General features: G+C 64.5%; 23 protein-coding genes. 8 read left to right on the top strand and 15 right to left on the bottom strand.

The genetic code is table 11. The annotated features are described in order from the left end of the window. Positions 1-145 precede the first annotated feature (145 nt). Both J1C49_RS18645 and J1C49_RS18640 read right to left on the bottom strand, forming a co-directional pair. Positions 146-1174: an AbrB family transcriptional regulator gene (locus tag J1C49_RS18645; RefSeq protein WP_227447354.1), complete on the bottom strand. Its 1029-nt coding sequence runs from the start codon at positions 1172-1174 to the stop codon at positions 146-148. After that, on the bottom strand, positions 1171-1425 hold the full coding sequence (locus J1C49_RS18640; protein ID WP_227447353.1) for a hypothetical protein: 255 nt from the start codon (positions 1423-1425) through the stop codon (positions 1171-1173). Before J1C49_RS18640 ends, J1C49_RS18645 begins: the two co-directional genes overlap by 4 nt. A gap of 548 nt (positions 1426-1973) precedes the next feature. On the opposite strand from J1C49_RS18640, the gene J1C49_RS18635 reads away from it, so the two are divergent. After that, positions 1974-2381 carry a RidA family protein gene (locus J1C49_RS18635; protein WP_227447352.1) on the top strand — a complete coding sequence of 136 codons (408 nt, stop codon included), beginning with the start codon at positions 1974-1976 and terminating at the stop codon, positions 2379-2381. A gap of 106 nt (positions 2382-2487) precedes the next feature. Here the strand turns inward: J1C49_RS18635 and J1C49_RS18630 are convergent, their stop codons facing one another. The 12 genes from J1C49_RS18630 to J1C49_RS18575 all read right to left on the bottom strand — a co-directional run bounded on the left by J1C49_RS18630 (position 2488) and on the right by J1C49_RS18575 (position 16642). Next, positions 2488-3198, bottom strand: a complete 711-nt coding sequence (locus J1C49_RS18630; RefSeq protein WP_227447351.1) for an RraA family protein — start codon at positions 3196-3198, stop codon at positions 2488-2490. Further along, complete coding sequence (locus J1C49_RS18625) at positions 3183-3878, bottom strand: alpha/beta fold hydrolase (protein WP_227447365.1); 696 nt, start codon at positions 3876-3878, stop codon at positions 3183-3185. Before J1C49_RS18625 ends, J1C49_RS18630 begins: the two co-directional genes overlap by 16 nt. Then, the gene (locus J1C49_RS18620; RefSeq protein WP_227447350.1) at positions 3878-4858 is read right to left on the bottom strand and encodes a cupin; all 981 of its coding nucleotides are present in this window, start codon (positions 4856-4858) and stop codon (positions 3878-3880) included. The genes J1C49_RS18625 and J1C49_RS18620 overlap by 1 nt, the downstream gene beginning before the upstream one ends. A 227-nt stretch (positions 4859-5085) precedes the next feature. Further along, positions 5086-6117, bottom strand: coding sequence for a LacI family DNA-binding transcriptional regulator (locus J1C49_RS18615; protein ID WP_227447349.1), 1032 nt, complete (start codon positions 6115-6117; stop codon positions 5086-5088). A 141-nt stretch (positions 6118-6258) separates the two neighbouring features. Beyond that, positions 6259-7317 (bottom strand): ABC transporter ATP-binding protein, encoded by a 1059-nt coding sequence (locus tag J1C49_RS18610; RefSeq protein ID WP_227447348.1) that lies wholly within the window; start codon positions 7315-7317, stop codon positions 6259-6261. 333 nt (positions 7318-7650) lie between these two features. Then, complete coding sequence (locus J1C49_RS18605; RefSeq protein WP_227447347.1) at positions 7651-8478, bottom strand: carbohydrate ABC transporter permease; 828 nt, start codon at positions 8476-8478, stop codon at positions 7651-7653. Between the two features lie 3 nt (positions 8479-8481). Further along, on the bottom strand, positions 8482-9354 hold the full coding sequence (locus tag J1C49_RS18600) for a carbohydrate ABC transporter permease (RefSeq protein WP_227447346.1): 873 nt from the start codon (positions 9352-9354) through the stop codon (positions 8482-8484). A 98-nt stretch (positions 9355-9452) separates the two neighbouring features. Beyond that, positions 9453-10775, bottom strand: a complete 1323-nt coding sequence (locus J1C49_RS18595; protein ID WP_227447345.1) for a sugar ABC transporter substrate-binding protein — start codon at positions 10773-10775, stop codon at positions 9453-9455. 147 nt (positions 10776-10922) lie between these two features. Beyond that, the gene (locus tag J1C49_RS18590; RefSeq protein ID WP_227447344.1) at positions 10923-12134 is read right to left on the bottom strand and encodes a CaiB/BaiF CoA-transferase family protein; all 1212 of its coding nucleotides are present in this window, start codon (positions 12132-12134) and stop codon (positions 10923-10925) included. Beyond that, the gene (locus tag J1C49_RS18585; protein WP_227447343.1) at positions 12131-12907 is read right to left on the bottom strand and encodes an enoyl-CoA hydratase/isomerase family protein; all 777 of its coding nucleotides are present in this window, start codon (positions 12905-12907) and stop codon (positions 12131-12133) included. Before J1C49_RS18585 ends, J1C49_RS18590 begins: the two co-directional genes overlap by 4 nt. Positions 12908-13073: 166 nt before the next feature. Continuing rightward, the gene (locus J1C49_RS18580) at positions 13074-13754 is read right to left on the bottom strand and encodes a GntR family transcriptional regulator (protein WP_227447342.1); all 681 of its coding nucleotides are present in this window, start codon (positions 13752-13754) and stop codon (positions 13074-13076) included. Beyond that, a complete protein-coding gene (locus J1C49_RS18575; protein WP_227447341.1) occupies positions 13754-16642 on the bottom strand; it encodes an FAD-binding and (Fe-S)-binding domain-containing protein in 2889 nt (962 codons plus the stop codon). The genes J1C49_RS18580 and J1C49_RS18575 overlap by 1 nt, the downstream gene beginning before the upstream one ends. A gap of 138 nt (positions 16643-16780) precedes the next feature. Between J1C49_RS18575 and J1C49_RS18570 the strand changes: the two genes are divergently transcribed. The 6 genes from J1C49_RS18570 to J1C49_RS18545 all read left to right on the top strand — a co-directional run bounded on the left by J1C49_RS18570 (position 16781) and on the right by J1C49_RS18545 (position 23208). Then, positions 16781-17968 (top strand): alanine--glyoxylate aminotransferase family protein, encoded by a 1188-nt coding sequence (locus J1C49_RS18570; protein WP_227447340.1) that lies wholly within the window; start codon positions 16781-16783, stop codon positions 17966-17968. A 34-nt stretch (positions 17969-18002) separates the two neighbouring features. Then, the gene (locus J1C49_RS18565) at positions 18003-18977 is read left to right on the top strand and encodes a TRAP transporter substrate-binding protein (RefSeq protein ID WP_227447339.1); all 975 of its coding nucleotides are present in this window, start codon (positions 18003-18005) and stop codon (positions 18975-18977) included. A gap of 119 nt (positions 18978-19096) precedes the next feature. Further along, a complete protein-coding gene (locus J1C49_RS18560; protein ID WP_227447338.1) occupies positions 19097-19639 on the top strand; it encodes a TRAP transporter small permease in 543 nt (180 codons plus the stop codon). Further along, a complete protein-coding gene (locus J1C49_RS18555; protein ID WP_227447337.1) occupies positions 19639-20919 on the top strand; it encodes a TRAP transporter large permease in 1281 nt (426 codons plus the stop codon). The genes J1C49_RS18560 and J1C49_RS18555 overlap by 1 nt, the downstream gene beginning before the upstream one ends. A 186-nt stretch (positions 20920-21105) precedes the next feature. After that, positions 21106-21525 carry a heme-binding protein gene (locus J1C49_RS18550; protein WP_227447336.1) on the top strand — a complete coding sequence of 140 codons (420 nt, stop codon included), beginning with the start codon at positions 21106-21108 and terminating at the stop codon, positions 21523-21525. A gap of 171 nt (positions 21526-21696) precedes the next feature. Beyond that, positions 21697-23208 (top strand): winged helix-turn-helix domain-containing protein, encoded by a 1512-nt coding sequence (locus tag J1C49_RS18545; protein ID WP_227447335.1) that lies wholly within the window; start codon positions 21697-21699, stop codon positions 23206-23208. Between the two features lie 54 nt (positions 23209-23262). Here the strand turns inward: J1C49_RS18545 and J1C49_RS18540 are convergent, their stop codons facing one another. Next, positions 23263-23466: a hypothetical protein gene (locus tag J1C49_RS18540; protein WP_227447334.1), complete on the bottom strand. Its 204-nt coding sequence runs from the start codon at positions 23464-23466 to the stop codon at positions 23263-23265. Positions 23467-24060: 594 nt separating this feature from the next. Between J1C49_RS18540 and J1C49_RS18535 the strand changes: the two genes are divergently transcribed. Then, on the top strand, positions 24061-25530 hold the full coding sequence (locus J1C49_RS18535) for an ABC transporter substrate-binding protein (RefSeq protein WP_227447333.1): 1470 nt from the start codon (positions 24061-24063) through the stop codon (positions 25528-25530). Positions 25531-25793: the final 263 nt, after the last annotated feature.

Raw genomic sequence — 25793 nt, 5'->3', positions numbered from 1 at the left:
CGGCACGGCGCGCGCGGCAACGATGGCGCGGGTCGCGCTTGAGGCCGCTGCGCGCGCTCGGGGCACTGATCGTGCGGGGGGGCCGTGCGGCCCCGACTGGAGCGGCACCGCCACAGCTCACGCAGGCGCGGGCGGCCTCCAACCGTCATTCGCGCGGCGGCGCCGCAAACAGGCGCACAGCCACCGGTGCGCCGAGGATCACCACAAAGATCCGCAGGACGTGATGCGCCACGACGAAGGCCACATCCGCCCCCACGATCAGCGCCAGCACCGTCAGTTCCGCCTGCCCGCCCGGCGCGAAGGAGAGCAGCGCCTCCATGCCCGGCGCAAGACCCAACCCATAGATCGCCTCGACAAAGACCACGGTCAGCACGATCAGCAAGACACAAAACCCAAGCCCGGCCACCAGATCCCGGCGCACCTCCAGCATGGTGATCCCGGCATATTTGCAACCGATCCCCATGCCGATGAAAAATTGCGCTGCCCAGATCGCCTCTGCCGGCGGGCGGTGGTGTAACAGGTCGGTCATCGCGAAGGCACCCGTCAGCAGCAGCGGACCAAGGATGGACGCGCCAAACATGCCCAGCTTCTTGGCCAGCCACCATCCCGTAAGCCCGCAGAACACCATCAAGGCAAGCTCGTTGAGCGGGACATCGGCGGCGGGCTCTCCCGGGGGTGCGGTCAGATCGGCCTGCCAGATGCCTTTCATCAGGAAGGGCAGGCTGACCACGATCACAAGCACACGGGTCGCATGGATCAGGCTCAGCGTCCGGACATTGGCCCCCGCCTCCTCGCCAAAAAGGATCATGTCCTGAAGCCCGCCCGGCATGGTCGCGTAATAGGCTGTCGGGAAGTCATAGCCGCAGACCCGCTGAAAATACGGCACGCCCACAAGGCCGATCGCCGTCACCATCAGCGGCACCAGCAGGAGGGTCGGCCACATGGCCGGAAAGCTGCCAAGCACCGCCGGGGTCAGCGTCGCGCCGACCGCCACGCCAAGGATCGTGCGCATGGCCGCGTTGAGCCGGGGCAATCCGCCAAGCGGCACCCGCAGCAGAGCGGCCAACAGACAGGCCGCGATCGGACCGAGCAACCACGGTAAAGGGAACGCAAGCGCGTGCCAAACCGCCACCCCGAGCCCGGCCACGCAGAAAGCCGTCAGCACCGGGATCATGCGGGCATGGCCTTCGGGCGATTGCGCCGCGCGGGTCGGGTTTGGGCCTTCGCATTGGCCCGGTCTGGCTCCACACCGCCATCGCGCGAGGGCGCGAAACGAGCGTGATGCTCAGGCACTACCGCTTGGGTGCATTCGGTGACGGCAAAGCTCCGAAGGACCAGCCGATGCAACGTGGTGTTGAGCCTGTGCGCGCCGCCCTGCGCAAGCTCGCGAGCCCGTGCGATACGGCTTTCCGGGATATCTGACATGAAGCCTGTCTTTGGTATTCGGCTGTATACAAAACGCCTAACGGAGCCGCAGCGGCATGTCAAAGACGCGCTGCATGTCCGGGGTCGCGCAATCGCGGCGGGCGCGTTTTGGACAGCGCCGACGCCGATACCGGGCACTTGCCGGTCGATCCGGTCCGACCCCAAGGCGCCGCACCCCTACGGCGCGACCGGAGCGCCGCGCAAAGCCCGGCCTCGCGCGTCTCGGCCCTGCCCGTCTTGGCCCTGCTCGTCCCGGCCCTGCCCGACCCGGCCCTGCCCCGCCCGGTCCGTTGCCGTGGTGCCGTCTCGGTCCGGTCGTGACGGGTGCGCCGCTATGGCAGCGCCGTCTAGGCAATGGTGTTGGGGCAGTGCTGTCGGGACAAATCGGTCGGCAAAACGCTGTCGGAGCAAGCGTGGCGCGGCAAGGCTGGTGCGGCAGGCGCGAAGGCGCGGGATGCGGCCTCCATCACCACCGGGCTTGCCTTCTGCGGCCGCCGCACCGCATGCTCAACCCGCCACAGCCCCGAAATACAAGGACGAGACAGGCCATGGACCGACGCCGGATTTCACAGGGATCCCCCTTCGAACGCGAAATCGGGTATTCCCGCGCCCTTGTCGATGGCGACATGATCTATGTCTCAGGCACCACGGGGTTCGATTACGCCACCATGCAGATTTCCCAGGATGTAGCCGAACAGGCCGCGCAAGCCTTGCGCAACATTGCCTGGGCCCTCGCGCAGGCCGACGCCAGCCTCGCGGACGTCTTGCGGGTGCGCTATATCCTGCCGGTCGCGGAGGATTTCCCGGCGTGCTGGCCGGTGCTGCGCGCGCATTTCGAAGAGATCGGCCCGGCCGCCACGATGATTGCAGCCGGTCTGTCCGATCCACGCATGAAGATCGAGATCGAAGTCACCGCGCGGCGCCGCAGCCGCATCCCGTCAGAGGCGCGGCCCTGACCGGCACGCGGCATGCGGAACGCGGCACCTGAGGCGCGGCCTCGGGTCGCGATGCACAATGTCCCCTGCGATGCGCAGCAGCCGATCCGCGCGGAACGCGAGCCGCTCAGGTGCGGGCCGCCTCGAACCGCGCCCAGGCCGCTTCGAGCTTGTCGATGTCGAAACCGGGCTCACGCGCCGGGCCAAGAACAATCGCCTCATTGGCGATCACCGTTTCGATGGCCTGCTTGAGATCGGGGAGGACGTCCACCGGGATCACCAAGGCCCCGTGCCGATCCGCGTGAATCAACTCATCCTGCGCCACACGCATGCCCATGATGCTCACCGGGGTGCCGATGTCGACCACATGCACGAAGCCATGGCTCACGCCGATTGATCCCGCAAGCACCGGAAAGCCCGCGTCGATCACGTCGAGATCCCGCATCACGCCATTGGTCACGGCGCCCGCAAGGCCAAGCCCCTTGTGCACCGCCACATGCACCTCTCCCCACCAGCCGGCGATGCAATTGGGGTAATCCACATCCTCGACCACCGCCGCCGTCGGTCCGGTTCCGCCTGCCATGGAACGGAAATAGGCCATGCGGCGCGCACGGATCACCTCCGCCGGCTCGTTTGGCGGCGCAAGGCCCGCAATCCTTGCCGTGCGGGCAAAGCCCACGATCGGCGGGTCGCCGGGCTTGGAATGCTGCATCGTGCCCCGCGTGAAGCGGTTGAAGCCCCGCCGGCCCTGCGCCACCTCGATGGCATTGCAGACCGTGGGCGTGTCGACCGAGCGCAGCAGTGCAAGCAGGTCGTCGGGGATCAATGTGTCAGCCATTCCTGAAGCATCCTGTTGGTGTCGTCGGGTTGTTCGAGCGTGGGAAGATGCCCCGCGCCCTTTATGATGCTGAGCCGCGCACCATCCACGAGATCGCGCATCAGCCTGTGGCGCTCCGGGGGACAGAGCCTGTCATCCTCTCCGCAAAGCACAAGCGTCGGAACCGTGACCGCACGCAGGGTCGCGCTTTGGTCGGGCCGGTTCTGGATGGCGCGGGATTGGGTGGCAAAGACCTGCGGCCCGAGATCCTCGGCCATCTGCATGCACAAAGCGAGGATCGCGTCGCGGTTTGGCCCGTCGGTGAGGTAGTTGGGCTTCATCTCGTCGCGCATGACCGAGCGCAAACCGCCCGACAGCACGGCGCGCACCTGCGCTTCACGGATCGGCGCCTTTTCCGGGGGATCGGCCAGCGGATTGGTGTCCAGCAGCGCAAGGCGGCTCACCCTCCCCGGGGCTTGTCGCAGAATCTCCATCGCGACGATCCCGCCCATGGACAGGCCCGCAAGCGCAAACTGCGGCGGCGCGAGACGCAGCACCGCGTCGGCCAGCCCCTCCATCGTGTCAGAGCCGGTGAGCGGCACGGTCAACACCGCGCGTTGATGCGAAAAGGCGGCAATCTGCGGCGCAAACAACCGCCCGTCACACATCATGCCGGGCAAAAGAACCAAGGGCTCCTGCATCATGCCAAGGGCATGGTCTTGCCGGCCGGATCATCGGTGCGCCGCACCCGGTAGAGGCTCGCCTCGCCGGTCATGGAGGGCGCAAGCGATCGCGCCACGCCAGCCGGGACAAGACAGGTATCACCCGGCGCGAGCACGGTCTCCTGCCCGTTCCAGCCCAGGCGCCAATGCCCCTTGACCGGCAAGAGCACTTCCGGCTGCGGACAGCGATAAGGCTCGGGCGCCAGCGAGCCACGAGACAGAAAATCCGCCTCGAACCCCGGCCTGTCGCGCAGAATGGCGTCCGCCCCGATCACCTTGGCCGGCTGCCTGTCCGACAGCGCCATGAGATCGAGATAGCGCGCCACGTAATGCGGCACCACCTGAGCCGTTGTGGGCTCGGCGCGCTTGGCCAGTTCCTCTTCGGACATCAGCGGCATCGGGCTGACATTATGCGGCAGGGTTTCACCCTTCTTGCTGTCATAGAGAACACCGTTCTCGCCAAGGATCAGACCGTGCGCGGCGGCTTCCTCGATCACTTGCGGTGCCCACAGCACGCCGCCACCGGCATCGTCACCACCGAGAAAGGCCATGATCATCCCGTAATCGGTGCCGATATTCTCGAAGCCGCGAAACATGCCTGTGGGAATGTTGAAGATGTCGCCCTCGTTGAGCACGACCTCGCCCGCGTCGCCCCACCGCCCCCAGAAGAACCGCCACCGTCCCTTGAGCACAAAGAACGCCTCTGCAGTGTTGTGATCGTGCAGCGAGTTGCGGCATTTCGGCGGCTGGCCCGCCGCCCCGATGTTGAAGCCCGGCGTGTCGCGGATATGCACATGCTGGTCCGGGCTTTCCGATACGCCACCGCCGATGATGGTGAAGTTTTCCTTCTGGTCGGAGCCGGGCGTATGGGCGTCGATGAATGCGGTCTTGCAGGGTTTGAGTTCGCCGTAGCGGACGATGCGTGGCTGGGCGTCTATGGACGTGTCGTGAGATGTCATGGCGGTCTGTCCTTGTGTCGAAACGGTGGGATCAAGTGGCGTGATCCGCGCCGTTCGGTGGGCGCAGGTTGAGCCGTCGCGCGCGACGGCTCTGGCAAAAGACATGAAACCGGCGCGTGGCCGTGGATTGCGTCAAGCCGCGCGCGCGGCAGCCCCGGACGACCCGCGCACGGCAGACGGCCTCCAGAGACGTCCGGGCAGCGCCGGAGGGGTCGGCGTAAAGCTGTTCAAGGCTTGTCATCGCACCAGCCTTCCGGGACACGCGCGCTGCCACGCACGATCAGTGGGCTATCGATTTCCACCCGCCCCTGCGGCATGGCCGCGTCTTCGATCATCCCCAACAGCATCGATACCGTTTCGGCCACCATCTGATTGACCGGCTGGCGCAACGTGGTGAGATCGAAGGTTTTCCACGCCGCCATAGGCACATCGTCATAGCCGACAACGGACACATCCCCCGGCACGTGCAGGCCGAGCTCGCAGCGCAGCGTTTCCAGCACCGCAAAAGCCATGTGATCATTGCCGGCAAAGATCGCGTCGGGCGTCTCCGCTGCGTCGAATAGCGCCATCGTCGCATCACGCGCCATGTTCCGGCGATAATGACTGTCGATGATCGCAAAAGGCGACATGCCGTGTTCGGCCAGACCGTCAACAAACCCGCGTTGCCGGTCGCGCCCGTTGGTGGAGCGTTTCCAACCGGCGATATGGGCGATCCGCTGATGTCCACCGGCGGCAAGAAACCGTCCCGCCAGCCGCCCACCGTCGTAGTTGGCCGCGGTCACCGAAGGCAGGGAGCGGTCGTCCTGTCCGCGGTTGAAGAGCACGAAGGGCATGTTGAGATCCTGCAACCGCGCGGTGAGCTTGTTCGACATGCTGGTGGAGGCAAGAATGATCCCGTCCACCTGATGGGCGATCAGACCGTCCACCACACCGTCGACCTCTTCGGCGAGGTTCTGCGCAAAGAAGACCATGACGTGATAGCCCCGCGCGCTGAACGCTTCCGACAGTTTTTGCAGCGCCTCGGGGTAGAACGGGTTCTTCAGATAGGCGAGGACAAGCCCGATCGTGTAGGACCGGCCCGTGTTGAGCGAGCGTGCCAAAGTGTTGGGCCGGTAGCCAAGTTCGCGCGCGGCCTCCTTGACCCGCTTGACCTTGTCGGGCGATACCCGCGTGCCGGGCGTGAAGACACGGCTCACCGTCGGCTGGCTGACCCCGGCACGCTTGGCCACTTCCGAAGCCGTGATCCGGGTATCGCTCATGTCCGCGCCCGCCGGTGATCCGCTGCGCCCCTCTGCGCCCGGTCGATGTGGCGCGCGCTCTGGCACCCATGCCGCCGCCAACACCGCACAGGCAGAGCCATGCCGCGACGAAAGGTGCAAGCCTGCCCGGTGCCCATCCGCTCAGCGCCCCAGCCGGTTGCCGCTTTCGGGATCGAAAAGGTAGAGATGCTCGGGCGCGAGCGAAATGCTCACGATGTCGTCCTGCTCCTTGCGCAGATGCCGGTCGCCCTTGGCGATCACGCGCTGCTTGCCCCATTGCACCGTCAGCAAGGTCGCCTCGCCGGTGTTCTCGAAGGCATAGATCCGCACATCGATATCCCCCTGCCCCGCCTCGGATACCTGCATGTCATCGGCGCGGACCCCGAGCACCACGCTGGCGCGGTCCTCCGCACCGACCTTGACCAGCCGCGTGCCACCCGTGGTCACGAAGTGACCGTCCTGCACAGAGCCATTGATCAGGTTCATCGCCGGGGATCCGATAAAGCCTGCCACGAAAAGGTTCGCGGGATCATTGTAGATCTCGTCCGGGGTGCCAAGCTGCTGGATCACCCCGTTCTTCATCACCGCCACCCGGTCCGCCAGTGTCATGGCCTCGATCTGGTCGTGGGTGACATAGATCGTGGTGATCTTGAGTTCGCGGCTCAAATGCTTGAGCTCGGCGCGCATGGTCACGCGCAGCTTGGCGTCGAGATTCGACAGCGGCTCGTCCATCAGGAAAACCTTGGGCGTGCGCACGATGGCACGCGCCAGCGCAACGCGCTGCCGTTGACCGCCCGAAAGCGCCTTGGGCTTGCGATGCAGGAACTCGGTCAGTTCCACCTGCTCGGCGGCGCGCTGCACGCGCGGGCCGATCTCGCTCTTGGGCGTGCCACGCACCTTTAGCGGATAGGCGATGTTGTCGTGAATGGTCATGTGCGGATAGAGCCCGTAATTCTGGAACACCATCGCCACGTCGCGATCCTTGGGCAGATCGTCATTGACCATCTTGTCGCCAATCCAGATCTCGCCGTCCGTGGGTTCCTCCAGCCCGGCAATCATCCGCATCGTCGTGGTCTTGCCGCAGCCTGACGGCCCGAGCAGCACGAGAAACTCCCGGTCCTTGATCTCGAGGGACTGGTTGTCGACCCCGATGAAATCGCCCCAACGTTTTGTCAGGTTCTTGAGGGTGACTTCAGCCATGAGTGCTGTCCTTTCTTGCGCGACGGCGCTGAAACCCTGACAACGCGGCGTCCGGATGGCGCTGCAACGCACCAAATGACGCGCGTGATGCGTTCTTTGGCATGGAGCATCGTCGCCCGGAGCCGCTCAGCGCCTGTGCCGATCGCCGCGACATCGCCGCGTCCGGCATGATCTCCGGCGGCGGGCGCTGTGATTCCTTGACGCGGTTGTCTGCGTGGACCGGGTGCGCACTGCGCGTCATCGCACGGCCCCCATTGTGCCGGAGGCGCGCTGAGGCAAGATCGACCCTCGCAGGGCTCCCGTCGTGCCAGAGGTTCACTGGGACGAGGCCGGTCATCGCACGGCCCCCATCGTCATGCCCTGCACGAAATATTTGCGGATGATCAACGCGAGCACGAACATCGGCAGCATGATGATGATGCCCGCCGCACTGAGCAGGTTCCACAGATCCCCCTCCTCCGCCTTGAAGAGCGCAAGGCCGATAGGCAGCGTCACCGCGTCCTTGTTGGTCAGGATCAGCGCAAACAGAAACTCGTTCCACGCGATGATGAAACAGAAGATCCCCGCTGTCAGCAGACCCGGCGCGGCCATCGGCAAAACGATGTTGCGGATCACCTGCACGCGCGACGAGCCATCGACCATCGCCGCCTCTTCGGTGTCGAGCGGGATGCCGTCGATAAATCCTTTGATCATCCAGATCGCAAACGGCATCACGATGGCGAGATTGACAAGGATCAGCCCGAGCCGCGTGTCCAGAAGCCCGACATCGCGGAACATGACAAAGAAGGGCAGGATGATCACCACCGCCGGCACAAATTGCGTGGCAAGGATGATGACAAGCATCGCCGTCTCGCCACGCAGGCGAAACCGGCTGAAGGAATAGGCCGCCATCGTCGCGATCGGGACGGCAAGAACAACCGTGACAAACGCCACGATCGTCGAATTCACCAGCTTTTCGCCAAGGTAATAGGGCGCATCAAACACCAGACCGAAGTTTTCGAAGGTCGGCGTGAAGAAAAGCTTGAGCTGGTAGACATCGACATGGCTCTTGAACGCCGCCATGAAGATCCACAGGATCGGAACCAGCATGATGATGATGGCGATCAGGATCAGCGCGGTCTGAAGCGCGCGGGTGATCTGCTTTTTCTGCTTTCCGGTCACGGCTCAGTCCTTCCGGAAGACGAATTTGGCATAGGCATAGGTGAGGAAGATCATCGGGATCACCATCAGCCACGCGACCGATGCCGCATAGCCGATCTGCCCGTATTTCATGCCGTTGAAATAGATGTAGTGGCTCAGCGTCTGGGTCGCCGTTCCGGGGCCGCCATTGGTCAGCATGAAGATCTGGTCAAAGGTCTTCAGGCTGAAAATCGACTTGAGAATGATCACCACCGCCAGCACCGGGGCCAGCTGTGGCAAGGTCACATCCTTGAACACGCGCCAGCCCGATGCGCCATCGACCTGCGCCGCTTCGATCGTGTCTTGCGGAATGCTCGCAAGCCCGCCGATCAGCACCAGCGTCAGGAACGGGATCCAGCCCCAGACATCCGCCATCACGCAGACGGCAAAGGCCAGAACCGGATCCGCCAGCCAGCTCACATCCGCGAGCGGCGGGATCATCACCCCGAAAAACGCGTCAAACAGGCCGAATTCGGGGTTGAACATGAAGCGGAAGCTGACCCCGATCAGCGCGGGGCTCATCGCGAAAGGCAGGATGAGCAGCGTCTGGACCCCGGATCGAAACTTGCCCCCGGGCGCCAGAAGCATCGCCAGCCCGAGCGCGAGAATGGTCGTGAGCGCCACAGTCAGCACCGTGTAGACCGCCGTCACCCAGACCGAATTCCAGAACGCCGGCTCCTGCGTGAACGCCCATGTGAAATTCTCCCACCCCAGATACTGATCCAGTGATCCGGGCCGGTTGAGCCGCCCGACCGTGAACGACAGCCGCAGGCTTTCGATCAAGGGCCAGATCGCGGTTGCGAAGACCACAAGGATCGCCGGCAGCACCAGCACATATTTCAGGGTCGTGTCACGCATGTCGGAGCCTGCCTTGAGGGAGCCCCGGCGTGGTGGCCGGACGCTCGAGGTCGACCCTGCCGCGCGTGGCGGCCGGGCCTTTTGCATCGGAGCGGCGCTTACTCGATGCGCCCGGCGCGGCGCAGGACGCGCGTTGCCTGCTCTGCCGCATCGATCATCAGCTGGCGTGTGTCCCCGCCGGCCGCGGCCTCAGCGATTGCGGCCGAGAGAATATCCCCGACTTCCGGCCATTCCGGGATTTGCGGCATGATGTCGGAATCCGCCAGAGACGCCCAGGCGGCATTCTGGATGCCGTCATTGGCGGCGTTCACATCCGGATCCTGCAACGAGGCGATATGGGTGACCACGTTGTTCACGATGGTTTTGCCCGCGACCTCACGCTCGATGGCATTGGCCTTGTCCATTTCCGGGTTGGACAGCCATTTCAGGAATTCCCAGGCCGCGTCCTTGTTTTCGGAATAGTCCGAGACGGAGAATGGCATCGAAATCGCGTAGGTCTTGGTCGCGCCATTATAGGACGGCATCCCGGTGAAACCGACCTGATCCTTGGTCAGGGTCGAGGTCTCGGGGTTGTAGAAACCCGAATAGGCCCACCACCAGACCGGGATCATGGCCGATTTCCCCTGCATGAAGGACTGCCGCGCATCCTGCTCCACAAAGGCCAGACTGTTGGGGTTTGTCACGCCGTGCACGGTATGAAGCGCGATGTAGTCCTCCGTGGCCTTCAAGGCTTCTTCCGATGTCCAAGCCGGGGTCCAGTCGTCGTTGAACACATCGCCGCCAGCGGCCCAAAGGAAGTTGATCCAGATGAACAGGTTCTGACGGTTGCCGTCATTGTTGTAATAGAGCGCAAGCGGCGCCACATCGGGATTGCTTTCCTTGAGCGCCTTGCCGATCTCGATCACATCGGACCAGCTTTCGGGCGGCTCGGGGATCAGATCCTTGCGATAGAACATCAGCTGCGGGTGCGCGCGCAGCGGAAACCCGAGCGTCTCCCCTTCGAACTGCGCGGACCGGGCAAAAGCCGCCGGGTAGCGGTCCATGGAGATCCCGTCACGCGCCATCAGGTCGTCGATCTTCATCAGCCAATGGGCGTTGGGCGGTCCCCAACTGTCGAGATAGTTCACCACATCGAACGTGCCGTTGGCGGCGATGCCCTCGGCATTGATCTTCTCCTGCAGGCTCCCGAAGGGAATGAAGGTCCACTCCGTCTCGATCCCTGTAAGCTCGGTGAACTCGTCGTCGCGCAGCATCAGACCATCGAACTGAGGCGTCACAACGCTGAGGATATTCAAGGTCGTCCCCTCGAACGGTTTCCCTTCGAGAAGGTTGTAAGGCATGTCCTGCGCCCACGCGGACAAAGGTGCGAGCAGCAGCGTCGCCGCGGCCACGCCCGCCTTCAAGAAACTCCTTTTGCGCATGTCGTCCTCCCTGATCAGTCGCAATTTGAGCGTAGAGGCGCAAGAATACGTATTCAAGACAAATCTGAAGTCTGTGCAGCGCGCCCCCGGGGGGGCGTCGCGGCTTTCCGCAACCGTCTTGTGAAGGAGCGTCTTGTGGTCCCAGTCCTAGGCCACGATCAGAGCGCCACTGTCCCGAAGTGCTGCAATGCGCTTGGCGTCATAGCCATGCTCGGCCAGGATCTCCGGCCCGTGCTGGCCCAGTGTGGGCGCGGCGCGCACCACCCCGCCGGGCGTTTCACTGAATTTCACCGGCAGGCCGATGGCCTTGACGGGGCCCGCGACCGGATGCTCGGTCTCCACGATCATGTCGCGCGCGACCGCCTGCGGATCGCGGTGCATCTCGCAGATGTCCATCACCGGCCCAGCCGGCAGCCCTGCCGCATCCATCCGCGCCAGCCAATCCTGCGTGTCGCGGGTTTGCAAGTGCCCCTCGAGAAGCGGCACAAGGGCCGACAGGTTGGTCATCCGATCGCGATTTGTGGCAAAGCGCGGATCGTCGCGCAGCTCACCTGCGTCCAGCACCTCCAGCAGCCGTTCCCAGTTGCGCTGGTTCGCCGCCCCGATGTTGATCCACCCGTCGCGCGTGCGGAACGACTGGTATGGCGCATTAAGCGGATGCGCCGAGCCGAGAGCACCGGGCGCCTCGCCCGTGGCAAAGGCAATGGCCGATTGCCAGTAGGTCAGCGAGATTCCGGCTTCAAACAGCGATGTGTCGACCATCTGGCCCTCGCCGGTGGCCCGGGCGCGGCTATAGGCGGCAACGCAGCCCATGGCGGCCAGAAACCCGGCGGTGATATCGGCAATCGGCGCGCCTGGCTTGACCGGCGGGCGCCCCGGCCCCTCGCCCGTGATCGACATCAGCCCCGACATGCCCTGCGCGATGAGATCGAACCCGCCCCGCCCTGCATAGGGTCCGCTGCGTCCGAAGCCGGAAATCGCGCAATAGACCAGTCGCGGGTTGCGCGCGCGCAACGCCTCATAGCCCAAGCCGAGCCGGGCCATCGTGTCATGGCGGTAATTCTCGATCACCACATCGGCATCGTCGAGCAAACATTGCAGCGCCTCGATCGCGGCCGGATCCTTGAGGTTGAGCGCAATGCCTCGCTTGTTGCGGTTCATCATCATGAAAGCCGCGCTTTCACCGCCGATATCGGGCGGCAGGAAACGGCGGCTGTCATCGCCGTCCGGTTTCTCGACCTTGATGACATCGGCGCCCATGTCCGCCAGCATCATGCCGCAGGCCGGGCCGGCCATGATATGCGCCAGCTCGACCACCTTCATGCCCTGCAAGGGCCCCTGCCCGCGCGCGCCGCTCATCGACCGCTCCATTCCGGCTTGGCCTTTGCAAGGAAGGCTTGCAGACCGTGTTTGAAGTCCTCGCTCATGTAGCACATGGTGATCAGGTCATCGTCCGTGACCGCCAGCGCGTCCCGGTTGCGCCGCATCGCCTCCTTGGTCGCGCGCAAGGTGAGCGGCGCCATGCCCGCAAGCCGCGCGGCCAGCGCGTCGGCCCGTTCCAGAAGCGCCGCCTCATCCGCAAGCACCTCCGAGACAAGACCCACGGAAAGCGCTTCATCCGCCCCCATCAGCCGCGCGGTGAAGATCATCTCGCGCACGCGGCCTGCGCCCATCAACTCGCTCAGCCGCGCCAGGTTGCCGGCGTTCAGGCAATTGCCAAGCGTGCGCGCGATCGGAAAGCCGAACTTGAGCGCGTCCGTCGCAATACGAATATCGCACGCCGCCGCGATGGACGCGCCACCCCCGGTGCAGGCGCCGTGGATCGCGGCGATGGTCGGCACCGGGCAGCGGTCCACCGCGCCCAGCACACGGGTGATCTCGTTCTCGTAATCCAGCGCATCCTGCGGGGTCTCGAAGGCCCGGAACTGGGTCATGTCGGTGCCCGCCGCGAACGCCTTGCCGCCGGCACCGGTGACGATCATCGCCTTGACTGTGCCATCGGTCGGCACCGTCTCACACAGCCGCGCAAGCTCTTCATACATCGCAAACGTCAGCGCGTTCCGTGCCTCGGGACGGTTGAACGTGACCCAGAGGCTGCTGCCGCGCAGCTCTGATGTGATGTCTCCTGTCATGGGTCTGGTCCTCTGAAACTGATAAGTTGGGCTGTGCCTGATCCGCCTGTCAAAACCGGGCTGAAACGTTGCCATGCGCGTGACGAGACGCGACAGCGGGCTGTCCCGATGCAGCTGCGGCCCTGTCGCGCGTCGGACGCCGCGTCGTGGGCCGTGGCGCGCGCTGTCAGGTCTCCTCCGGCGCCTGCTCGGATCTGTCGAGCGCGGCCATATGCGCGGCGTGCTTGTTCATCATGTGTTGTTTCATCACTGCGCCGAGACCCTGCGCGTCCCGCGCACGCAGACGCTCCATCATGGTCTCGTGCTCCTCGATCGCCTGCGTCCAGCGTTCATCGGACAGGTTCGCCATGAAACGCGCCCGGCGCACCCGCGCGGCCAGCAACTTGTGATGTCCTTCGAGGATATCGTTGCGCGTGCCCCGAAGCAGCGCCTGGTGGATGTCCTGATTGGCCTGGAAATAGGCCTTCCGGTCCCGCGCCCTGAAGGCCGCGACCATCGCCGCATGGCGCTGTTCGATCCAGGCCAGCTCCTCCGTGTCGAGCCGCTCACAGGCGATCTCCCCCACAAGCTGTTCAAGAACCGCGATCACCGGAAAGGTGTTCTCAAGTTCCTCGCGGGTGATCTGCGCCACGCGCGCGCCCCGATTGGCCTGCAGGACTACGAACCCTTCGGACGCCAGCACCTTGAGTGCCTCGCGCAGCGGCGTGCGAGACACGCCGAAAGTTTCGCAAAGCTCCTTTTCCGGGACTTTCTCGCCCGGTTTGAGCCCATCCTCCACCACCAGGCTGCGCAGACGTTCGACCAGCTCTTCATGCAGTGACGGGCGCTTGATCTGTTGGCTCAACATTACGCCGCCCCCCCTCTTGCTCCGAGCGCTTCGTCCAACACCCGCGCCATATGCTTGGCGCGGCGCGGGGTGCCATCGGCGATCTGGTGCCGGCACGACGTGCCGTCAGCGACGATGATCGCATCCTGCGGCGCGCGCTCAAGCGCCGGGAACAGGTCGAGATTGGCCATCCGCAGCGACATGTCGATGGTCTCCGGCGCATATCCAAACGCCCCCGCCATGCCGCAGCAGCTGCTTTCGATCATGGTCACTTCGGTGTCGGGGATACGGTCCAGCAGATCGAGCATCGGCGAAACCGCGTCATGCGCTTTCTGGTGGCAATGCCCGTGCACGAAAACCGGTCGGCCGAGCGGTTTGAGCGGTAGATCGGGACAGCTGACGAGGAACTCTTCGAAGGTCTTTGCCGCCTCCGACAGCGCCTCTGCCTCCGGACCCGGGCACAGACCCAGGAACTCGTCCCGCAGCGTCAGGATCGAGGACGGCTCCAACCCCACCACCGGCACGCCGCGGGACACCGCGTCGCGGGTGGCAGAGATCACCCGCTGCGCCTCCGCGCGCGCCTCCTCGACGCAGCCCACCGCGAGCAACGTGCGCCCGCAGTCGAGCGCCCGGCCCGAGCCGTCCCCGGCAACCGCGACCCGCAGCCCCGCCGCGCGCAGCACCCGGACCGCGGCGCGCAAATTCTCCGGTTCGAAATACCGGTTGAACACATCCGCAAAGAGCAACACCTGCGGGTCGTTGTCCTGCGCCTCGTCATCGCGGAACGGGTCGGACGCCCACACCGGCAGATCGCGCTTGTGCGACACGCCCGTCAGCCCCTCGGCCAGCCGCCGGACCGGCCCGATCTTGTTGCGCAGGTTCATCGCCCAGGCAAAGCGCGCCGCCGTCGGCGCGTAACGCGGCAGGTAACCGACCAGCTTTTCGGCCAGCGTCAGCCCGCCCGCCTTGCGCCGCGCAGCCAGCACCTCGATCTTCATCCGCGCCATGTCCACACCTGTCGGACATTCGCGGCGACATGCCTTGCACGACACGCAATACTTCATCGTGTCGGCCATCGCCTCGGAGGTCAGCCCGCCGGGCATCTGGCCGCTGATGGCAAAGCGCAGCGTGTTCGCCCGCCCGCGCGTTGCGTCACGCTCGTTGCGCGTGGCGCGGAAGGACGGGCACATCACGCCTCCCTTGAGCTTGCGGCAGGCGCCGTTGTTGTTGCACATCTCCACTGCGCCTTGAAAGCCGCCAGCCGCTCCCGGCCATGCAGACCAGTCCAGCGCGGTCTCGAAATCCGGCACCGTGTAATTCGGCCCGTAGCGGAACACGCGGCGATCATCCATCGCGGGCGCGTGCACGATCTTGCCGGGGTTCATCAGCCCCGTGGGATCGAACCGCGCCTTGACCTCTTCGAAGGCGCTGACGATGCGCGGGCCGAACATCTTTTCGTGGAACTCGGAGCGCACGATCCCGTCGCCATGCTCACCGGAATGCGAGCCCTTGTAGCGCTTCACAAGGTCGAACGCCTCCTCGGCGATCGCCCGCATCGTCTTGACGTCCTTGTCCTGGCGCATGTTGAGCACGGGCCGCACGTGCAGACAGCCAACGGAGGCATGGGCATACCACGTCCCCTTGGTGCCGTGCCTGCCGAAAATCTCCGTCAGGCCGGCGGTATATTCCGCCAGATCCGGAAGTGCGACGGCGCAATCCTCCACGAAGGAGATCGGCTTGCCCTCCTGCTTCATGGACATCATGACGTTGAGCCCGGATTTGCGATATTCCGCAATCGCCCCCTGAAGGCGGTTATCCACCACCGGAACCACCCCGCCCCAGCCGTCCCCCGTCGCGCTGAAGGAAAAGCCGAGATCCCCCATGAGTTGCGACAGCTCCGCCAGCTTGGCGGCGTTGCCCTCTGCGCTGCCTTCGGCGAACTCGACCAGCAACAGCGCCGCGGGATCGCCCTCCACGAAGGCTTCGATCGTCTTGCGGAACAGCGGAATGTCCCGCCCCAGCGCAATCATCGTGTCATCGATCAACTCCACGCCCTGCGGATTAAGCGTGACAAGATGCTGGGCCGCGTCCATCGCCGCATAGAAGGTCGGAAAGTGGCACACGCCCGTCACTTTCTCGCCGGGCAGATGCGCAAGGCTCAGCTCCAGCTCCGTGAAATAGGCCAGCGTGCCTTCCGAGCCGACCAGCAGATGCGCCATGTTGACGTCATTGCCGGTCAGCGCGTCGATGTTGTAGCCGCCCACCCGGCGCTGGACCTTGGGAAAGCGGGCATCGATCTCCTCGGCCTCGCGCTGCCCCAGCGCGCGCATGTCCCGCACGAGGTCCGCATAGGGCCCCGGTTCCGGCGTGCGCCCGTTGAACCGCGCCTTGGACCCGTCGGGCAGGATCGCGGAAATGGCGCGCACATTGTCCCGCATGATCCCGAACCGCAGTGACTTGCCGCCCGAGGAATTGTTCGCTGCCATACCGCCGAGGGTGCAGCGCGACGCCGTGGAGGGGTCCACCGGAAACCAGAGCCCATGCGGCTTGAGCGCCCGGTTCAACTCGTCCAGCACCACGCCCGGCTGCACCGTCGCGGTCAGCCCTTGCGGGTCGATCTCGATGATCTTGTTGAGATGGCGCGAATTGTCGAGCACCACCGCCCGGTTCACGGTCTGGCCACATTGCGAGGTGCCGCCGCCGCGCGGCAGAACGGGCACCTCCTCTTCGCGCGCGATCTGCATCGCGGCCTCGATATCGCCGACCGATCGTGGCACAACCACCGCTTCAGGCACCATCTGATAGATCGATGCATCCGTCGCATAGCGCGCCCGCGCACCGGCATCAGACAGGACATCTCCTTCAACAGAAGACGACAAGCGATTGGAAAGACGGGAATTCTCACGCATGAGCCGTTGTTTTCCTCCCTGCGGGACAAGCGATTTGCGCCATCCTCACTTTTATGTTGACTGAATTATGAATTCATAATTACGTTTTGACAACACATAATCGCGCCAGCCAATGGCGCCTGGGGAGGACACAATTCGATGCGCCAGGCCGGCAGACATTTCTTGCAGATTCCAGGACCGAGCGCGGTCCCCGACCGCATCCTCAAGGCCATCGGTCAACAAACCATTGACCATCGCGGCCCCGATTTTGCCGAGGTGGGAAAAAAGGCGCTGGACGGCATGAAGACCATCTTCAAGACCAACCAGAACGTCTTTATCTTCCCCTCCTCGGGCACCGGCGCATGGGAGGCGGCGCTGGTGAACACATGCGCGCCCGGCGACAAGGTTCTGATGTTCGAGACCGGCCATTTCGCGACGCTATGGAACAAGATGGCGCGCAAGATCGGCATGGAGCCGGAATTCATCGAAGGTGACTGGCGCGGCGGGGCCGAACCCGACCGCATCGAAGCGCGCCTTCGTGCCGACACCGCGCACGAGATCAAGGCCGTCTGCGTGGTGCACAACGAAACCTCGACCGGGTCGGTCTCTCCGATTGCCGAGGTGCGCAAGGCGATGGATGCGGCGGGCCACCCTGGCCTGTTGATGGTCGATTCGATCTCCGGGCTGGCCTCGATCGACTTCCGCTTTGACGAATGGGGCGTGGATGTCTGCGTCTCCGGCTCGCAAAAGGGCTTGATGCTGCCACCGGGGCTGAGCTTCAACGCGGTCAGCGACCGCGCTCTGGACCATGCCAAATCCGTCACCATGCCGCGCAGCTACTGGGACTGGCATGACATGGTTGGCCCAAACAAGACCGGCTACTTCCCCTACACACCCGGCACCAACCTGCTTTATGGTCTCAACGAGGCCATCGACATGCTGCACGAGGAAGGGCTCGACAACGTGTTTGCGCGCCACGCCCGTCACGGCGCGGCGACCCGGGCCGCGGTGCGCGCATGGGGGCTCGAAGTGCTCTGTGCGCGGCAGGGCCAGGAATCCGGCGTGCTGACGGCGGTTATGGTGCCGGAGGGGCATTCGGCGGACGCCTTCCGCGCCACGACACTGAAGCATTATGACATCTCGCTCGGTAACGGGTTGTCGAAGGTTGCCGACAAGGTGTTCCGCATCGGTCACCTGGGAGATTTCAACGACCTGATGCTGATGGCGACCCTGTCGGGTGTCGAGATGGGTCTTGCCAAGGCTGGCATTCCGCACGCGTCGGGAGGGGCGCAGGCGGCGATGGAGCATCTCAAGGAAACGACGGACACGCGGGTCGCCGCAGAATAACGGCCCATAAAGGGCATCCAAGGGAGGAAATACCATGAAACTCAAAGCAACCATTCTCGCAAGCGTCGCCAGCATCGCGCTGCCGCTGATGGCGCAGGCCGAAACGCTGCGCTTCGGCCATGTCGGCAACCCCGGCTCGCTCTTCGAAGCCTCGGTCAATGCCTTTGCCGAATGCGCCAACGGCAAGCTCGGGGACCGCGCCGAGGTGCAGACCTTCGGCTCCAGCCAGCTCGGCAATGACCGCGAGCTGCTTCAGAAACTCAAGCTGGGTCAGGTCGATTTCTCGCTGCCCTCGTCGGTGATGTCCTCCGTTGCGCCCGAGTTCGGCATCTTCGAGATGCCCTACATCGTGCAGGATCGCGAGCATATGAAGCGTATTCAGGCAGAAGTCGGTGACGTCTTTCAGGAAGCCGCGCTGAGCCAAGGCTACCGCATCATCGGCTACTTCGAAAACGGCTTCCGCCACATCACCAACAACATCCGGGCAATCAATACGCCCGAGGACCTGCAGGGCGTCAAGCTGCGCACGCCGAACGGCGAATGGCGCGTGAAGATGTTCCAGCTCTATGGTGCAAACCCGACGCCGATGGCTTTCTCCGAAGTCTTCACCGCGCTGCAGACCAAAGTGATCGACGGGCAGGAAAACCCCTACGCCCAGATCGCGTCGGCCAAGTTCCAGGAAGTGCAGGAATACCTGTCGATCACCGGCCATGTCTACACGCCGGGCTACGTGCTGGTGGCCGAGAGTCGCTGGCAGCGCCTGCCCGAAGACGTGCGCGCCGATCTCGAAGCCTGCGGCACCGAAACCCAGGCCTTCGTCTACGATCACGCCGCACAGCTTGAAACCGATCTGTTGCAGGTGATCAAGGATGCCGGCGTTGCGGTCAATGAGGCCGACAAACAGGCCTTCATCGATGCCTCCGGGCCGATCTATGACGAGTTCTCCTCGACCGTCGAGGGGGGCGCCGAACTGATCGAAAAGATCCAGAGCCTCGCGTCCGGATCCTGATCCCGACCGCCCGCAGGAGGGCGTGAAACCCCTCCTGCGGGCATTGCTTTCAAAGCCGTCGTCATTTCTTCGCCACCTGGCATCACCGGGGCCCCTGCGGCACCCGGCGGGGATCGTTCATGCTCAAACCACTGCGCACTGTTTTCGAGGTCGTGCTCGAATATTTCGTGATCTTCCTCATGGTGATCCTGACCACGGTCGTGGTCGTCGCCGTGATTTACCGCCTGCTCGGCTCCAGCCTCGCCTGGTATGACGAAGTGGCCGCGATTCTTCTGGCGTGGATCACCTATTACGGGTCCGCGCTGGCCGCGTTGCGGCGCCGTCATATCGGCTTTGACAGCGTGCTTCTTTCCATTCCGATGCCGACCCGCATGTGGGCGGTTGCGTTCGCCGAAGCCGTCACGGCCGGGTTCTTCATCCTGCTGGCTTGGGCGGGGTATGTGGTGATGACCATCCTCGGCGGCATGTCCCTGGTGTCGCTGACCTGGGTGCCGATCAGCTTCACCCAGTCGGTCATTCCCATCGGCGCGGCGCTCTTTGTGATGTGCCAGCTTCTGAGCCTGCCCGATTACTGGCGCAAGACCGCCGCGGGTATCTCGCTCGAACATGCCGAGATCGAGGAAGAAGTGGAAACCGAAATGAAGAAAGCGGGGAACGCCTGATGCTTATGCTCGGTATCTTCATCGCCATGGTCGCGATGATCTGTCTGAACGTGCCGATCGGCGTCGCCCTTGCGGTTTCGGCCATTGGCGGGCTGGTGGTGCTGGAAGGCACGGGCTCGCTCGTCAACGTGGCGCTCGACATGTATGGCGGTGCGACCAAGTTCTCGCTCATTGCGATCCCGATGTTCGTTCTGGCCGGGGCCATCATGAATGCCGGCGGGATCACCGACCGCCTGATCAACTTCGTCGCCGCTCTGATCGGGTTTGTCCGCGGCGGTCTGGCCCATGTGAATATCGGTGTTTCGCTCTTCTTTGCCGAAATCTCCGGCTCTGCGGTGGCCGACGTGGCCGCCATGGGCTCCGTGATGATCCCGCAGATGAAAAAGCGCGGCTATTCCGGCGCGTTCTCCGCGGCGGTGACATCGTCCTCCGCCTCGCTTGCGATCATCATCCCGCCCTCGATCCCGATGATCCTCTATGCCACCTCGGCCAATGTCTCGGTCGAACAGCTCTTTGTGGCCGGTGTGATACCGGGCCTCATGGGGGCTGCGGGCCTGATGGGCGTCGCCTATTACTTCGCCGTGCGCTACGACCTGCCCCGCGAAGAAGCCTTCTCCGGGCGCAAGCTCTGGGTGGCCTTCGTTGACGCGCTGCCGACCTTTGCCCTGCCGATCATCATCCTCGGCGGCATCTTCGGTGGCTACGTCACCGCAACCGAAGCGGCCGGTCTCGCCGTGCTCGCGGCCATCGCCATCAGCCTGTGGTATCGTCAGGTCGACATCAAGCACCTGCAACGCTCGATGCTCGACGGAGGTATGCAGACCGCCGTCGTCATGCTGCTGGTCGCGGCCTCCGTCGTGATGGGCGGCTTCCTGACCCGCGCGCAATACCCCCAGCAACTGGCCGAAGGCATCCTCAGCATCACCGAGAACAAATGGTTGATCCTGCTGATCCTGAACTTCTTCTTTCTCGTGATCGGCTTCTTCCTGCATTCGGCTGCGGCGATCATCCTCGTGGTGCCGATCGTCATCCCGCTTATCGAGGCGGCTGGCATCAACCCGATCCATTTCGGCCTTGTCGTGACGCTCAACCTTGCCATCGGGCAACAGACACCGCCCGTCGCCAGTGTCCTGATCACCGCCTGCGCGGTGGCGCGCGCCAATATCTGGGACGTGACCAAGGTCAATGTCTACTTCATCGCGGTGTTGCTCGCGGTGCTGCTGATGTGCACCTACATCCCGGCGATCCCGCTCTTCCTTGTGGATTACTTCTACAACTGAGCCTGAACCGGACAAAACCCCGCCCGCCCTCCGCACGATCATGCCCGGGGCGGGCGCCGCACCGATCCGCACGCGCCGTGCGCGCCCTGCCCGCTCGCAATGATCCTGCCCAAGCGGCCCGCGCCGGCCCGCAGCCGCCGGTGTGACCCTGCCGCCTCTGTGCCCTTTTCCGTCAAAGGCCTCGCCATGAACCTCGACCTTGCCAATGCCCTCATCACTGCCGCGCTGGATTACCGGCGCGCGCAGGAGATGAAACCGCTGACCATCGCCGTGATCGACGCGGGCGGGCACCTCGTTGCCCTGCAACGCGAGGACGGGACAAGCACCCTGCGGGCCGAGATCGCGCAAGGCAAGGCCAAGGGCGCGGTGGCGATGGGGCTTGGCTCCCGCGCGCTCTACAACCGCGCGCAGGAACAGCCCTATTTCATCAACGCCATGAATGCGCTGAACGCGGGCAACCTCGTTCCGGTGCCCGGCGGCGTGTTGATCCGGCGCGACGGCGCCCTGATCGGTGCAATCGGGATCACAGGCGACAGTTCGGACAATGACGAAGCCTGTGCGGTGGCGGCCATCGAGTCGCAAGGGCTCGTCGCCGAGACAGGCTGAAGCAGGGTCAAGGGCCAATCCAGACTGGCCGCACTACCCGGCGCGCATGCCACAACGCGCAAACGGTCAACCGTCTGGTCGCACTCATATTTCCGCGCGCCGCTGCGATCTCGCCATAGGCATGCCCAAGACCCTCTGATAGGCTCAACCGGATGACCAGGGACAATGCTTATGAGCACGAAGGGCTTGCGCCAATTCAGCATCGACACCGATGCGCGCCGCTTCGAGATCGACGGCGCGGCGGTCGCTATCGGCGCGCGCGCTTTTGACGTGCTGGCCTTCCTCGATGCGCATGCGGATCGGGTCGTGTCCAAACAGGAATTGCTTGAAACGGTCTGGGGCGGCCTTTCCGTCGAAGAGGGCAACCTGACCGTCCAGATCAGCGCCCTGCGCAAGCTGCTCGGCACCGATGCCATCGCCACCGTGCCCGGGGTTGGCTACAAGCTGACCCGTGGCGCGCCCGCCCGCGCGGTGCCCGAAGGCCCTGCCCTGCCGGAAAAACCCTCCATCGCGGTTTTGCCCTTCGCCAACCTGACCGGCGATCCGGCCATGGCCTATCTTGTGGACGGGATCGTGTCGGATCTGATCGCCGGCATCAGCCGGATGCCCGGGCTGTTCGTCATCGCTGCCTCGTCGAGCTTCAAATACAAGGGAGAGGTCGTGTCGCTGCGCGATGTCGGCACGGAGCTTGGTGTGCGCTACGTGCTTGAAGGCAGCATCCAGATGGGGGGCAACGCCCTGCGCATCACCACCCAGCTTGTCGAAGCCGAAACCGGGCACACGATCTGGTCCGAACGCTTTGGTGGCAGCACCGAGGACATGTTTGCGCTACAGGACGAGATCACCGAGCGCACCGCCGCCGCGCTCGAACCAACGGTGATCTTTGCCGAGGCCGGTCGCGCCCGGCACCAGCCGACCGACAATATCCGCGCCTATGATCTGTGCCTGCAGGCCGCGCCGCGCGTGATGCGTGTTGCAACCCGCGCGGAATTCGACATCGCCATGGATCTGCTGGACCGGGCGCTCGCGCTCGATCCCGACTACGCCTTTGCCAAGGCGCTGGTGGTGCGCGCCCACGTGATGGGCACCGGCGCGCGTGCCATGACCCATGACGAAGGCCGCAAGGCGCTCCCAACGGCCTATGCCCTGCTCGACGAACAGCAGACCGATCCGCTGGTTCTGACATTTGCGGGGCATATGGTGGCCTATCTCGGCAACGATCACGAGCTTGGCTATCGCGCCATCCAGAGGGCCAAGAACATCAACCCCAATTCGGTGATGGTGCGTGTGTCCGCAGCCTGGGTCGCAGCCTATATGGGGCATTATCGCGCGGCGATCGAGGATGCGGAAGCCGCCTACAGGCTCAACCCGCTTGATCCCAATCTCGGCCATTGCCGTGCCGCGCACGGATACGCGCTGATGGGGCTGCGGCTCTATCCCGAGGCGGTCGACTGGCTCGAAAAAGCCATTGCGGACGATCCAAGTTTCGGCACCACGCAACAGGCGCTTGCAGCGGCTTATGAATTGAACGGACAACACGACAAGGCCTGCGCCGCGATGCGGCTCTACCTTGCACAGACGCCGGATTACACGCTGTCCACCTACCGCGAAACATCGCCCTTCATCGAACCCGCGTTGCGGTTGGGCGTGGAAGACGCGATGCAGGCCGCGGGATTGCAATAAAGCTGAGCCGCCCGCCCATCGCCATCCGGTTCCGGCGTTCCTCTGGCCTCTGGCTCAGCGCAACAGCCGGTCAACCGCGCTGCGCGCCGCTTCGCGACGGGCGATCCTGTCCAGTTCCCGCGCGGGGTCGATCCTGCGGGCGCTGACCACTGACTGAAGCGCGGTGCAGGCTTTCTGCAGCGTTTCGCGCAGGCCACGGCGCGCGGCTCCAAGGGCCGTTGTCGGGGTTTCGTGGCGGGTGGGGTCAATCGCGGTCATGGGGTGGCTCCGTTTGCGGGCTGCGGTTGTGATGGTCTCACCATGGCGCCCGCGCGCCTTAAACGTCCTGTGCCGCGGCCTTAAGGGTTCCAAATCCGGGTTAAAAATCCTTTGCACGGGCAACGCAAAGCCAAGCACATGGCCCCTTCGGTCGGCAGCGCGCAGGATCTGCTCCCCCCTCGCGCGAAGTCAGTGCCCCTGACCGGTGCGAAAGACCGGAGCCGCCGGTCAGAACGCAAACCCGGAGCCGCCAGCGAGAGCGCAAACCCGAGGCCGCTGAACAATCCGCGATATCCGAGCCGCTGACCGCAACGCGAAACCCGAGCCGATGACATGTGCGCAGAAGCGGACGCCCTGACCGGCGCGGCCGCAAACCCGGCCTCCGCGCCGCACACGCCCAAGCACAGCGCGCGGATGGCCCTTCCGCCCCACCGCACAGGAGATGAGACAGCGACCTCTCGCGCCGGGCCCTGCGCCGCTGTTGCACGACCCGCGCCCGCGCTATCGCATCATGCCGCAGCACCAGCCCTTGCGCCGAACCCCGGTTTTGCGCAACATTCAAACCCAGCCATCAGAAGCCAAGGGACAGCTTTCATGACCATTCGCCTCAGCCTCGCAGCACTCTTGCTGTCCGGGACCACTGCTCTTGCACAGCAGACCGACCTCACGATCGGCCTGCAACTCGAGCCGCCGCATCTCGACCCGACCTCCGCGGCGGCCGGCGCCATCGACAGCGTGCTCTATTCCAACGTGTTCGAAGGACTGACACGGTTCACTGAAACCGGCGCCGTGGTGCCGGGGCTCGCGGCAAGCTGGGACATCAGCGAGGATGGCACCGTCTACACCTTCACCCTGCGCGACGGCGTGACCTTCCATGACGGCACCGCGATGGATGCCGAAGACGTGGTATTCAGCCTAGACCGCGCCCGCGCCGAGGACAGCCAGAACGCGCAGAAAGCGCTCTTTGCCGGGATCGAGAGCGTCGAAGCCGTCGATGCCACCACCGTCGCAGTGACGCTCTCTGCGCCGGACGGCAACTTCCTGTTCAACATGGCCTGGGGCGACGCGGTGATCGTCGCCCCCGAAAGCATCGACGGCATCAAGCAGACCCCCATCGGCACCGGCCCGTTCAAATTCGCCGAATGGCGGCAGGGTGACAGCATCCGCCTCGAACAGAATCCGGACTATTGGGGCGAAAAACCGGCCCTATCCGAGGCGACCTTCAAGTTCATCTCCGACCCCACCGCCGCCTTCGCCGCGATGATGGCGCAGGATATCGACGCCTTTGCAGGCTTCCCCGCCCCCGAGAACCTGCCGCAATTCGAGGCCGACCCGCGCTTCAATGTGCTGGTGGGCTCGACCGAGGGCGAGACGATCCTCTCGACCAATAACAAGATGCCTCCGCTCGACAACGTGCTGGTGCGACAGGCGATTGCCCATGCGATCGACCGTCAGGCTATTGTCGATGGCGCGATGTTCGGGCTCGGCACGCCGATCGGCACGCATTTTGCGCCGCACAATCCCGATTACGTGGACCTCACGGGCCAATCCCAATACGACCCCGAGAAGGCCCGCGCGCTTCTGGCAGAGGCGGGCTTTGCCGACGGGTTCACCACCACGCTGAAACTGCCGCCCCCTTCTTATGCGCGGCGTGGCGGCGAGATCATCGCGGCCCAGCTGCGTCAGGTCGGGATCGAAACCGAGATCACCAATCTCGAATGGGCGCAATGGCTCGAAGAGGTGTTCCGGGGCAAGGATTTTGGCCTGACCATCGTCAGCCACACCGAGCCCTTCGACATCGGGATCTATGCCCGGCCCGATTACTACTTCCAGTATGACAACCCGGCGTTCCAGACACTGATGGAAACCCTCGGGGCGACCGCCGACCCGGCGGAACGCTCCGCGCTTCTCGCCGAAGCGCAACAGATCATCGCGGATGATTACGTCAACGGGTATCTGTTCCAGCTGGCCTTCCCCACCGTTGCTGACGCGCGGATCGAAGGCCTTTGGCAGAACGCCCCGACCCAGGCAACGGACCTGACCGGGGTGCGCTGGACGGAATAACGCGGGACGCCGACCCAGAGCCATGCGCCTCGCGACCCCGGCGGTCGCGGGGCGCTTTCCTGTATGGGTCCGGGGACGCCTTATGTGGCGACCAGCGTCGGATCACACTGCGCACCGACCATGCCTGCCGAACCTGCCGAACCTGCCGAACCTGCCGAACCTGCCGAACCTGCCGAGCCTGCCGAGCCTGCCGAGCCTGCCGAGCCTGCCGAGCCTGCCGAGCCTGCCGAGCCTGCCGAGCCTGCCGAGCCTGCCGAGCCTGC

Origin of the sequence: Cognatishimia sp. F0-27 (genome assembly GCF_020667845.1) — a bacterium.
GTDB lineage: Bacteria > Pseudomonadota > Alphaproteobacteria > Rhodobacterales > Rhodobacteraceae > JAFMPQ01.
The sequence above is the reverse complement of the archived record's forward strand: the minus strand, read 5'-3'. Positions and strand labels throughout refer to the sequence as shown.